We start from the raw sequence: 14035 nt of genomic DNA on the forward strand, positions 1-14035 counted from the left end.
CGAAAAATATAACTATAAAAAACTCAGTCCCCGAAGGGACTAAGTTTTAAGAGCGTCACATGAAAAATGCTGAAATCAAAACTTCCTGTTTAGATTATTTCCATTGGTAGCCTACCGATACAGCACCGCCGATATTGCTACGACTGTCTGCAGACGCCCCCATTTTCCAAATGATCTTGTTGCTGTCGCTAATCGCACTAATACCCACTGCAACGGCTGTTTCACCGCGATAACCTGAAAGCCCTGCACTCATCATGCTCATACCCGCTTCAGTCGGTTGCGGTAAATTACCCACAGCCATTGCACCTGCAATCCCTGCATAGGTATCGTTGCGTAAATCATCTACATTTTTGTTGGTGTTGTAGAATGCTTGTTCAAGGTTGCTAACACGTGTATCGACTGCACCCAATGCATCCCCTACATTATTATAGCTTCCACCCGCTACATTATAGGTTGGCGCTTTGATTGAGCCATCTTGGTTCAATGTTGAGCCACCGCCGAGGTACTGTGCAACATTGCTATTGGTTTGGTGCAGTTGTGAACCATTAATCGCATCTGTAGAGTCTTTGCTAATCGTACCATTGGCTAAACCACTGACTTTATTACTGGTCCCATCAATAGTCACTTTACCGACATTGACCTGATTTGCCATGACTTGATTGGCAATCACTTGGTCTGCTTTTACCTGATTGGCTGTAACTTGATTTGCAGTCACCGAGTTCAAGTTAATGTCATCTGCCAAAGCCACTTGATAATTATTTGATCCATCTGCATTGGTGCTACTGTTCACCACAGTATTTTTACCCGCAGAGACACTGGTCTTAGAACCTGCTACCTGCCCTTGTAATGAAGCAATGGCATCATGCACATTGTCTTTACCTGTGTTGCCGATATTGCTGGTGCTGACACTACCATCTGCATTAACTTTTGCATTGCCACCCAAAACATTGGCAACACTTTCAGCAGTCCCATGGAGTTGGCTACCATTAACAGCTTCATTGGACGTTGCACTCACTTCACCATCAGCCAAACCAGTGATCTTATTTGTTTGCGCATCTGCTTTGATGTTACCTACGGTGACTGAGTCAAAGCTCACATCATCTTTGGTTGCAACTTGGTAATCAGTTGAACCATCTGCATTGGTGGTTTTAGTGATGGTGGTATTTTTGCCTTCCATTACAGTACTTTTTGCGCCACCCACTTGACCTTGTAATGATGAAATTGCCTGATTGGTCGCATAGAGTTGTGAGCCATTGACTGCATCTGTACTGGTTGCACTGAGTTGCCCTGCTGCAACATTGATGATTTGACGTTCACCACCAACTTTACCGACACTGACCACACCATTACTCGCAGAGCCTACACCCGCAAAGGCATAGTCCTGCCCAAGAATGGTCACTTTAGATTCAGAAGTTGCAGCACGATCTGTGGATTCATTGCCTAATACAACACTGTTGGCTTGAGTGGTGGTGATCGAACTACCTAATGCAACCGTTTTATCTTGTACAACATTGTTGTTATAACCAATAGCTACAGCATTTTCACCTGCTACTTTACTCCCTACACCGACCGCCAGTGCATTTTTACCAGTTGCACCGTCATTGTTGTAGTTATCTGCTTGTACACCATCATCATTGACGCTGACATAATGGGTTTTACTGTCTGCAATGGCTTTATTTGTGGCATAAAGTTGTGAACCATTAATCGCATCTGTACTGGTCGCACTGACTTCACCCGCAGTTAAACCTGTTATTTTACCTGTTGTGCTGTCGGTGATCACCGTACCCACTGTAGTCTTGTCAAAACTCACTTCTTTCGCAGTTGCAATGTTGTAAATACTTTGACCATTTTTACCTTGGGTTTCGGTCACAACAATGTTGTCACCTTCTACAACTTCAGTTTTTGCTGCCGCTGCCGATTTTCCAACTTCGGTAATCGCTTGATTGGTGGCATAAAGTTGTGAACCATTCACTGCATCAGTACTGTCACTGCTGACTTTTCCTGCAGCCACATTGATGATCTGACGTTCAGCGCCTGCTTTACCTACACTCACAACACCATTACTCGCAGAGCCTACACCGACAAAGGCATAGTCCTGACCAAGAATGGTCACTTTTGACTCAGCAGTTGCAGCACGATCTGTAGATTCATTGCCCAATACAACACTGTTGGCTTGGGTCGTAGTGATTGAACTGCCTAATGCAACCGTTTTATCTTGTACAACATTGTTGTTATAACCAATAGCTACAGCATTTTCACCTGCTGCTTTACTCCCTACACCGACCGCCAGTGCATTTTTACCCGTTGCACCGTCATTGTTGTAGTTATCTGCTTGTACACCATCATCATTGACGCTGACATAATGGGTTTTACTGTCTGCAATGGCTTGATTAGTCGCATAAAGTTGTGAACCATTTATCGCATCTGTACTGGTCGCACTGACTTCACCCGCAGTCAAACCTGTGATTTTGCCTGTTGCGCTGTCGGTGATCACCGTACCCACTGTAGTCTTGTTAAAACTCACTTCTTTCGCAGTTGCAACGTTGTAAACACTTTGACCATTTTTACCTTGGGTTTCGGTCACAACAATGTTGTCACCTTCTACAACTTCAGTTTTTGCTGCCGCTGCCGATTTTCCAACTTCGGTAATCGCTTGATTGGTGGCATAAAGTTGTGAACCATTCACTGCATCAGTACTGTCACTGCTCACTTTTCCTGCAGCCACATTGATGATTTGACGTTCAGCGCCTGCTTTACCGACACTGACCACACCATTGGCAGCTGAGCCTACACCCGCAAAGGCATAATCTTGACCATTAATGCTGACTTTTGACTCAGAAGTCGCTGCTCGATCTGTCGATTTATTTCCTAATATAACGCTATTATCTTGAGTAGTAGTAACTTGATTACCTAATACAAAGGTATTGTTGTTTGCAACAATATTACTGATACCCACTATAGCAGAAGAGCTACCACTAACATTATTTGCCTGTCCAAGAACATAGGCTACACTACCTTTATTAACTTGATTATATCTACCTAAAATCCCAGATGAATCACTTTGAACAGTGTTATCTGTTCCCAATGCAATACTGCCATTTCCTGAAATCTGATTTCCGATTCCAACCGCTGTAGTATTCATATTTGTCACATTATTACCAGTACCAAGCGCAAGCGTGCTAGCGCCTGAAACTTGGTTACCAAATCCTAAAGTTGCTGCACCACCACTGGTTAATATATTGTTGTTTCCAATGGCAAGGCTTGTACCACTTGAGGTCAATATCTGATTTTCATTCCCTAAAATGCTACTATTTTGTTGCTCAGAACGGTTATTTGTACCAATAACATGTGCATTATTTGCTAAAGCAACACTATTGCTACCTATAACCGTTGAACCACCATTAGAGGCTTTAACTCCACTCCCGATTGCAATACCACCATAGTTTGAAACAGCGTTAGTCCCAAGGGCAACACTATTTTCGTTCTCTGCTTTTGAGGCTACACCAATTGCAATTGAGTTTTTACCAATCGCCCCATCATTATTGTAGTTTCCGCCTTGTGTTCCATCGTCATTGACGCTGATATAGTGGGTTTTACTGTCTGCGATGGCTTGATTAGTAGCATAAAGTTGTGAACCATTCACTGCATCGGTACTGTCACTGCTGACTTTTCCTGCCGCCACATTGATGATTTGACGTTCAGCGCCTGCTTTACCTACACTCACAACACCATTACTAGCTGAGCCTACACCCGCAAAGGCATAGTCCTGACCATTGATGCTGACTTTTGATTCAGCAGTTGCAGCACGATCTGTTGATGCATTCCCGAGAATCACACTATTGGCTTGGGTCGTTGTAACATTGTTACCAAGAACTTGGGTATTGTCTTGAGCAACGATATTTTTATTTCCAATTGCTGTTGAATTTTTGGCGTTATTGAGCTGATTTTCATTCCCTAAAACATTGTTGTTATCACCACCAGTGATAGTATTACTAAATCCAGCCGCTAAAGATTTGGTGCTATCCGTAATTTTATTAAAAGCACCAATTGCTGAGCTATATTCACTGGCACTTGAGATTTCATTGACAACACCGACACCCAAGGCACGACGACCTAAAATCTTATTATTTGCACCTAAAGCCGTGGCACGCTCCCCTCCAGCTGTATTCCAAAGACCAATTGCTGATGACCACTGACCATCTGTTTGGTTTTCTGCACCAACCGTAATAGAACGATAACCGAATGCACGGTTATAACTACCCACCGCAACACCTGAGAAATCTTTTACAGTGTTGTTTGAACCCAAAGCCACGGCTTCATTGCCCGTTACATTGTTATTGCTACCAATGACTGTACTTGCACCAGCAGTATTACTTAAAACATTATTATTCCCAATGGCAATACTATTTGCTGCATCAGTAGTCACATTACCAATCGCAATTGCATTTTCACCCGTTGCTTTAGCACCCACGCCCAACGCTAAAGAATTTTTCCCTTGCGCCCCATCATTATTGTAGTTTCCACCTTGTATTCCATCGTCATTGACACTGACATAATGGGTTTGACTATCTGCAATGGCTTTATTGGTCGCAAAGAGTTGTGAACCGTTCACCGCATCGGTACTGGTTGCGCTGACTTCACCCGCTGCCACATTGATGATTTGTCGTTCAGCGCCTGCTTTACCAACACTGACGATACCTTTTGCGACAGAGCCAGCTCCTGCAACAGTATAGTCTTCACCATTGATTGTAATTTTATCTACTGTGGTAGCAGCTCGGTCAGTCGATGCATTGCCCAATAAAACACTGTTGGCTTGAGTTGTTGTAATACCGCTACCCAATACATAAGTATCATTTTGAGCTACAGTATTATTATTTCCAAGTATGCCAACACCAGAACCATTAACAATATTAGCGTCACCAACAACATAACTATATCCATTATTGATTTTGTTATAACGCCCTAGCACCATGCTATAACCAGCTTGAACGTTATTTGCATTACCTACTGCGTAGGATTCGTTACCGCTAACCGTATTACTCTGTCCCAAAGTACCTGCAGACCATCCCTGAACATTATTAGCATCCCCAAAAGCTGAAGAGCCATCCCCACTTCCAACATTATTTGCTCGACCAACTGCAATATTACGACTACCCGTTACTTTATTAACACTACCTAGGGCAAAGACTTCACTTCCACTAACTTCATTGTAACGTCCAAAAGCACCGGCACCCCACCCTTGAACATTATTACCATCCCCAAAAACGGAAGAGCCATTCCCCCCCCCCAACATTATTTCCTCGACCAACTACAGTATTAGAATCACCCGTTACTTTATTAACACTACCTGCAGCAAGGGACTCACTACCATTAACTTCATTGTATCGTCCAAAAGCAGCAGAAGCCCATCCATTAATATTATTACCTTCTCCAACAGCCTGTGATCCATTCCCACCCTTAGCAATATTCCCATTACCAAAAGAAATATTACCTTCAGCTTCCATTTGGTTCCCTACACCCATTGCGATACTATTGGTTCCTGATGCACTTGAATTCACACCAATCGCCAGACTATTGGAACCTGTTGCACTTGAATTCACACCAATCGCCAGACTATTAGTCCCTTTTGCCCCATCATTATTGTAGTTACCACTTTGCGTACCACCATCATTAATACTGACATAATGGGTTTGACTATCTGCAATGGCTTTATTGGTCGCAAAGAGTTGTGAACCATTCACCGCATCTGTACTTGTTGCACTAACTTCACCTGCTGCCACATTAATGATTTGTCGTTCAGCGCCTGCTTTACCAACACTGACGATACCTTTTGCGATAGAGCCAGCTCCTGCAACAGTATAGTCTTCACCATTGATTGTAACTTTATCTACTGTGGTTGCTGCTCGGTCAGTCGATGCATTTCCGAGAATCACGCTATTATCTTGAGTAGTAGTAAGATTATTCCCGAAAGCAAAAGTATTACTTGTTGGAATTCTATTATTTCCTCCAAGCGTATACGAATTATTACCTTGAACGATACTTGAAATTCCAATCGCTGTAGATCCTGCACCAGTAATACTATTATAAGAACCTAAAGCAGCAGAATGAGACCCACTGACATTATTTCCATTACCAATCGCAGAGCTACTCAGTCCAATAATATTATTATCTGATCCAAAGGCACTACTAAAATTACCTGAAACAGAATTTTGATTTCCTACAGCTACAGAAATAGCACCAGAAACATTACTACCGAATCCTGCTGCCAAACCTCTCTCACCAGACGCAACTGCACCAACTCCTAAGGTTATAGCATTATCACCAATTGATTGAGTGCCCGTACCTATTGCTATTGAACTAGGTCCAGCCGCTTTAGCGCCTACACCAACTGCTAATGCATTTTTTCCAGAAGCCCCATCATTATTATAGTTACCACTTTGCACACCACCGTCATTGATACTGACATAATGGGTTTGACTATCTGCAATGGCTTTATTGGTCGCAAAGAGTTGTGAACCGTTGATAGCATCGGTACTGGTTGCACTGACTTCACCTGTTGCTACATTAATGATTTGTCGTTCAGCGCCTGCTTTACCAACACTGACGATACCTTTTGCCACAGAGCCAGCTCCTGCAACTGTGTAATCTTCACCATTAATCGTAACTTTATCTACTGTTGTTGCTGCACGGTCAGTCGATGCATTTCCGAGAATCACGCTATTATCTTGAGTAGTCGTGACATCATTACCCAACACATGGGTATTGTTATTTGAAACAATATTATCATTGCCAATCACACTACTTTCGCTGCCACTGACTTTGTTGGCTACGCCAAGCGCATTGGAAATTCCACCATTTATTAGATTATCAATACCAATCGCTGTGGCGTGATTAGCTTCAACAATATTATTTCTCCCTAATAAAACAGAATAACCCCATGTACTTTTATTCGCCAATCCTGTAACAACATTAGAAGGTCCATAAACCTCATTCGTTTGTCCTGAGACAGCACTGTGCTCTGCATTTACAGAGTTTCCCCCCCCAGCAACAAAGTTAGTCAATCCAGAAACGTTATTACTTGAACCAAAAACATTGGTATACGGACCTGAAACAGTATTTCCTTGCCCCATTACATTAGTGGCATAATCACCCTGAATGTTATTACCATTTCCTACTGCAACATTTTGGCTGCCCTGTATATTGTTTTGATTACCAATTGCTGTGTTATGTATACCATCAGCCGTATTATTCAGCCCCATCGCAACAGAAACGTCATTTGTAGCGTTATTACCCACTCCAATCGCCACAGAATTATTTCCAGCAGTACTGCTGTTTAGTCCCATGACAACATTACCAACCCCATTAGTTCGAACACTGGTACCGATTGCTACGGTGTTGTAAGTATATTGATTAACTACATTATGATCAGCGACAGCATTTAAACCAATTGCAACCGCACCTGATTTTAGCGCTTGAGAGCCCGTCCCGACAGCAATCGCATCATTTCCAGTGGCTTTCGTTCCTACACCAATCGCCAGACTATTAGTCCCTTTTGCCCCATCATTATTATAGTTACCACTTTGCGTACCACCGTCATTAATACTGACATAATGGGTTTCAACGGCTTTCAGTTGTGCAAGATTGACTACGTCTGTGTCTGCGGTACCTGCGGCAACATTGGTAATTTGACGTGTATTGCCTGCACTTCCCACACTGACTGCACCCAATGTCGATTGAGTTGCATTAATCGCTGATGACTGTGCTTGATTTGCACCAGTAGGAATATAACCTGCAACACCAGCGGCTGTATTGGCAACGGAACTGCTGCCTAGTGCCACACCACTCTCGACCTCAGCGACACTCCCTGCACCGATCGCAGTTGAACCTTGAGCAGAGGCTTTCGCTCTAGAACCCATTGCAGTGGCATAAGCTTTCCCAATCGTATCTGGGTCTGTACCTGCTGATGGTTGACTAAACGAATCTGTACCAGCAAGCGCACTATAGCCATAAGCTGTACTTTCCAACCCAACCGCTAAAGAGCCATTGCCCATTGCTGTGGCTAACTTATTAGCATAAGTTCCCTGTCCTAAAGCAGTACCATCTGTATAAGCAATCGAATTCCCACCCAATGCCATACTGTTAAATGCAGTTGCTATAGCGTCATGACCCAAAGCCATACTTTGATAACCTGCTTGCGCATTATTGCCAATTGCGACACCTTGATAACCATGAACATCGGCATTATTACCAATCGCAACACCTGAAGCACCTGAGCTACTCGAATCTGGACCAATCGCAACAGAGCCATCAACACCAGCACCATCATTATTGTAGTTTCCGCTCTGTACACCACCATCATTAACACTGACATAATTATCAGCAGCGAATGTCACACCTGACATGGTGGAAGCGACGATCACCGCACTTGCAACAATTGCTTTCCCAGAAGAGCGTTTGCCACGAACCTTTGAAGTTTCAGAAATTGCACACCATGTACCTAAAGATTCGTTCCAAACAACTTTATATGTCTTATTCATTGACAATTACCGTAAGTTTTTAGAATAGTTCTGAGTAATAGTTAACATTATTTATTGGCATTGCAATGCTTTTACTAACGTATGCGAAAAAATCAGCAATACCTGAAAATGATTGATTTTTTGGAATGAATATTTGACTTTTTGGTATACTTTTTAACGTAAAAAAACCGACTTTTGTTTGATCAGTAATGATTTTCCATTTTTCAAAGCTTCTTTGAGAATCATCAACTTTTTAATATTTTGATTTGATAATTATCGTCATTTATCATCGATTATATTTTAGATGTAATACATTTATTATTTTGTGATTCATTGAGCAAGTTTATAATTTTTGCCACAAAAATAAATTTAAAAAAATCACACTTTCATTAAAATAATGTGATTAAAATCATTATTTTGTTTTATACTTACTTTCTAAATTTATCTTTATTTTTAGTTGAAAATTAATCAAATTCATTCATTTTTCAAATCATCCATATCGACAAAGATGAATACCTTGCCGCGCTACATTCTGATAACATAGCGCTATTTTTAAAATCCGATTTTATTGAGAGTTTGAATGTCTACGCTTACCACGTTAAAAGAGCTTCTTGCCCAACGTATTCTCATAATTGATGGTGCGATGGGAACCATGATCCAACGCCATAAACTGGAAGAAGCAGATTATCGAGGTGAGCGTTTTGCAGATTGGGCATCTGATCTCAAAGGCAATAACGATCTTTTGGTGCTGACACAGCCTGACATTATCCAAGGGATTCATGAAGCATACTTGGACGCTGGTGCAGACATTATTGAAACTAACAGCTTTAATGGTACACGTGTTTCCATGTCTGACTATCATATGGAAGACTTGGTTCCAGAGATCAACCGTGAAGCTGCGCGTATTGCCAAACAAGCATGTTTAAAATACTCAACACCTGATAAACCACGTTTTGTCGCAGGTGTATTGGGTCCTACATCACGTACCTGCTCTATCTCGCCCAATGTGAATGATCCTGCTTTTCGTAACATTACCTTTGATGAGCTTAAAGACAATTATATCGAAGCTACACATGCGCTTATTGAGGGCGGTGCAGATATTATTCTGATCGAAACTGTATTTGATACCTTGAACTGTAAGGCTGCAATTTTTGCAGTAAAAGAGGTATTTAAACAACTTGGTCATGAACTGCCATTGATGATTTCAGGAACCATCACAGATGCTTCAGGTCGTACACTGACAGGACAAACAGCAGAAGCTTTTTGGAACTCTGTGCGCCACGGCGACTTATTGTCAATTGGCTTTAACTGTGCTTTGGGTGCAGATGCCATGCGTCCACATGTCAAAACTGTTTCAGATGTTGCAGATGTTTTTGTCTCAGCGCATCCCAATGCAGGTTTACCCAATGCTTTCGGTGGTTATGATGAAACGCCAGAACAAACTGCTGCATTTTTAAAAGAGTTTGCTGAAAGTGGTTTGATTAATATTACTGGCGGCTGTTGTGGTACCACACCAGATCATATTCGTGCGATTTATCATGCCGTAAAAGACATCAAACCTCGTCAAGTTCCTGAAACCAAACCTGCTTGTCGTTTAAGTGGTTTAGAGCCATTCAACATTTACGATGACTCCTTATTTGTCAATGTCGGTGAACGTACCAACGTCACAGGTTCTAAAAAATTCTTACGTTTAATTCGTGAAGAAAACTTTGCAGAGGCACTCGACGTTGCTTTACAGCAAGTGGTTGCAGGTGCTCAAATCATTGACATTAATATGGATGAAGGAATGTTGGATTCGGAAAATGCAATGGTGCATTTTTTAAATCTGGTTGCATCCGAGCCTGAAATATCCAAAGTTCCAATCATGATTGACTCATCAAAATGGGAAATCATTGAAGCAGGATTAAAATGTGTTCAAGGTAAGCCTGTTGTAAACTCGATTTCTTTAAAAGAAGGTTATGACGAGTTTGTGCATAAAGCACGCCTATGTCGTCAATATGGTGCTGCGATTATTGTCATGGCATTTGACGAAACAGGTCAGGCGGATACAGCTGCACGTAAGCGTGAAATCTGTAAACGTTCTTATGATGTATTGGTCAATGAAGTCGGCTTTCCTGCTGAAGACATTATTTTTGACCCGAACGTATTTGCTGTAGCAACAGGGATTGAAGAACACAATAACTACGCTGTGGACTTTATTGAAGCCACTGGTTGGATTAAACAAAACTTGCCTCATGCCATGATTTCTGGCGGTGTTTCAAACGTTTCATTCTCGTTCCGTGGCAATGAACCTGTGCGAGAAGCCATTCACTCTGTATTCTTATATCATGCTATTCAACAAGGCATGACCATGGGAATTGTAAATGCCGGTCAAATGGCAATTTATGATGATATTCCAAAAGAATTAAAAGATGCGGTTGAAGATGTGATTCTCAACCAAAATCAGGGAGCAAGTGGTCAAGATGCAACTGAGAAACTGCTCGAAGTTGCAGAACAATACCGTGGTCAAAGTGCTGCTCAAAAACAAGTTGAAAATCTTGAGTGGCGTAATGAAACTGTTGAAAAACGCCTTGAATATGCCCTTGTTAAAGGCATCACCACTTTTATTGATGAAGATACCGAAGAAGCTCGTTTAAAATCCAAACGCCCATTGGACGTGATCGAAGGTCCATTGATGGACGGTATGAACGTTGTTGGAGATTTATTTGGTTCAGGTAAGATGTTCTTACCGCAAGTTGTAAAATCTGCACGTGTCATGAAACAAGCTGTTGCATGGCTAAACCCGTACATTGAAGCTGAAAAAACGGGAAGCCAATCTAAAGGTAAAGTGTTGATGGCAACAGTAAAAGGTGATGTTCATGATATTGGTAAAAATATTGTGGGCGTGGTGCTTGGCTGTAATGGTTATGACATTGTTGACCTTGGTGTCATGGTTCCTTGTGAAAAAATTCTACAAACCGCGATTGATGAAAAAGTTGATATTATCGGCTTATCTGGCTTAATTACCCCTTCTTTAGATGAAATGGTATTTGTCGCTAAAGAAATGCAACGTAAGGGATTTAAGATTCCATTGCTGATTGGTGGTGCAACAACATCGAAAGCACATACTGCGGTAAAAATTGATCCACAATATTCAAATGATGCAGTGATTTATGTTGCCGACGCCTCTCGTGCAGTTGGTGTTGCGACAACATTATTATCTAAAGAAATGAAGCCGGCATTTGTCGCAGAACATCGTGCTGAATATGAAAAAGTACGCGAGCGTATTGCCAACAAACAGCCCAAAGCTGCCAAGTTGTCTTATGCTGAATCGATTGAGAATGGGTTAAAAATTGATTTTGCGGCTCATCCACCAGTAAAACCAAACTTTATCGGTCTACAAACCATCACTAACTACCCGCTTGAAAAATTAGTCGATTACTTTGACTGGACGCCTTTCTTTATTTCATGGAGCTTGGCAGGCAAATTCCCGAAAATTTTACAAGATGAAGTGGTCGGTGAAGCTGCGACTGATTTGTATAATCAAGCTCAAGCGATGCTCAAAGACATTATTGAAAATAAACGCTTTGATGCGCGTGCTGTATTTGGAATTTATCCTGCCAATCGTTCAGCGGCGGACTCAGTTGAAGTCTATGATGAGTCTGGTGCAAATACCACCCATACTTTCCATCATATCCGTCAACAGTCTGACAAAGTGACCGGGAAACCTAATTTATCGTTGGCGGATTTTGTGGCAACCAAAGCACAAGCTGAAGACTACTTGGGTGGTTTCACCGTTTCAATTTTTGGCGCAGAAGAAATGGCACATGAGTACAAAGCCAAAGGGGATGATTACTCTGCCATTCTTGCTCAGTCCTTAGGTGACCGTTTTGCTGAAGCATTTGCTGAACATTTGCATGAACGTATTCGTAAAGAGTTCTGGGGCTATCAAGCTGATGAACAACTCTCAAATGAAGAATTGATTAAAGAAAAGTATGTCGGTATTCGTCCTGCACCAGGCTACCCTGCTTGTCCTGAGCATTCTGAAAAAGCATCTTTGTTTGATTGGTTAGGTACCACAAATAAGATTGGTACCCAATTGACCAGCAGTTTTGCGATGTGGCCACCTTCAAGTGTGAGTGGTTTCTATTATGCAAACCCACAGTCTGAATACTTTAATGTCGGTAAAATTGCATTAGATCAGCTTGAGGATTATGCAAAGCGTAAGAACTGGACTTTGGATGAAGCGAAACGTTGGTTAGCTCCGAATTTGGATGATTCAGTTTCTTAGGTTTATTTAAATCTCCCCTAACCCCTCTTTGAAAAAGAGGGGGATTGTATATAAATTAGGCGAATTAATATTCTTCTCTCTTTTAAAAAATAGATTTATAATCCTTGATATAATATTATAATTAAGTTTTAAGTATTTGAATTTTATAATGATAAAAAAATTTAGAAATAATTTAAATAACTAGATTCATTTCTACGATAAATTTACTCCTAATACCGTAACTGTTAGATTTTATAGCCATCATTTTTTCATGTATGATCATTTTATTGCGCCTGTAGAGATAAAACATGTTTGAGATCATTGATGATTTAAAAGCTAAATTGGATCAACATCGACCTCTTTCTCCTACGATTGTTAAAAATCTACACGAAGACCTCGTTTTACGTTGGACTTATCACTCCAATGCCATTGAGGGTAATACCTTAACTTTGTTAGAAACAAAGGTTGTACTTGAGGGAATTACGATCGGTGGTAAAGCATTAAGGGAGCATTTTGAAGCAATCAATCATCGTAATGCGATTTTGTATGTTGAAGATATTATCAAAAGCCAAGAACCCTTTTTAGAATGGCAAATTCGTAATATTCATCAACTCATTTTGAAAAATATTGATGATGAAAATGCTGGGCAATATCGCCAACAAAATGTATTAATCTCAGGGGCTACGGCGCTTCCACCAGACCATACATTGCTCAATGATAAAATGACTCAGCTTATTGATTGGTATAATCGTGATAGTCAAAAATTGCATCCTATTGAACGAGCAGCCAAAGTCCATGCAGATTTTGTAGCGATCCATCCTTTTGTTGATGGAAATGGACGTACATCTCGATTATTGATGAATCTTGAATTGCTTAAATCTGGTTATCCACCAAGTGTAATTACTGTAGAAAATCGATTAGCTTATTATGAAGCTTTAGACCAATGGATGGCGAATGATCACACTGAACCATTTATTCATTTGGTTGCTAATGCCGTATTGGATGGATTTAAACCTTATCAGATGATCTTAGGAATTTAAACAATAAATCCTATTTTCAATAATACGTAGGATAGATTACTGAAAGGAAATTGTAGATCCAGCATTATCTTGAAATTCGCAATATTATTCTATTTAAATAAGCAATTACGCTACTTTTCTAGCAACATAGTACAATAAAAATTTAATAGAAAAAACAATAACGTGATTTTTATTCTATGCTTTTAATTACCAAATAGTTAAATTAAAATTAATATAAAATTTAAATCAGA

General features: G+C 40.8%; 4 protein-coding genes. 2 read left to right on the forward strand and 2 right to left on the reverse strand.

The features are described from left to right. Positions 1-94: 94 nt before the first annotated feature. Positions 95-5293 (reverse strand): YadA-like family protein, encoded by a 5199-nt coding sequence (locus tag F938_RS08220; protein WP_005030867.1) that lies wholly within the window; start codon positions 5291-5293, stop codon positions 95-97. After that, entirely contained in the window at positions 5250-8537 is a 3288-nt protein-coding gene (locus F938_RS08225) for an ESPR-type extended signal peptide-containing protein (RefSeq protein ID WP_005030868.1), read from the reverse strand. Before F938_RS08225 ends, F938_RS08220 begins: the two co-directional genes overlap by 44 nt. Before the next feature lie 559 nt (positions 8538-9096). Between F938_RS08225 and metH the strand changes: the two genes are divergently transcribed. Both metH and F938_RS08235 read left to right on the forward strand, forming a co-directional pair. Next, the gene (metH, locus tag F938_RS08230) at positions 9097-12786 is read left to right on the forward strand and encodes a methionine synthase (RefSeq protein ID WP_005030869.1); all 3690 of its coding nucleotides are present in this window, start codon (positions 9097-9099) and stop codon (positions 12784-12786) included. 287 nt (positions 12787-13073) lie between these two features. Continuing rightward, positions 13074-13805, forward strand: a complete 732-nt coding sequence (locus F938_RS08235; protein WP_005030871.1) for a Fic family protein — start codon at positions 13074-13076, stop codon at positions 13803-13805. Positions 13806-14035: the final 230 nt, after the last annotated feature.

It is taken from the genome of Acinetobacter bereziniae LMG 1003 = CIP 70.12, assembly GCF_000368925.1.
Lineage (GTDB): Bacteria > Pseudomonadota > Gammaproteobacteria > Pseudomonadales > Moraxellaceae > Acinetobacter > Acinetobacter bereziniae.

Excerpts from the sequence above, each read along its gene's own strand:
- metH (WP_005030869.1), top strand. The coding sequence starts at position 9,097 with ATGTCTACGCTTACCACGTTAAAAGAGCTTCTTGCCCAACGTATTCTC.
- F938_RS08225 (WP_005030868.1), bottom strand. The coding sequence starts at position 8,537 with ATGAATAAGACATATAAAGTTGTTTGGAACGAATCTTTAGGTACATGG.
- F938_RS08220 (WP_005030867.1), bottom strand. The coding sequence starts at position 5,293 with ATGTTGGGGGGGGGGAATGGCTCTTCCGTTTTTGGGGATGGTAATAAT.
- F938_RS08235 (WP_005030871.1), top strand. The coding sequence starts at position 13,074 with ATGTTTGAGATCATTGATGATTTAAAAGCTAAATTGGATCAACATCGA.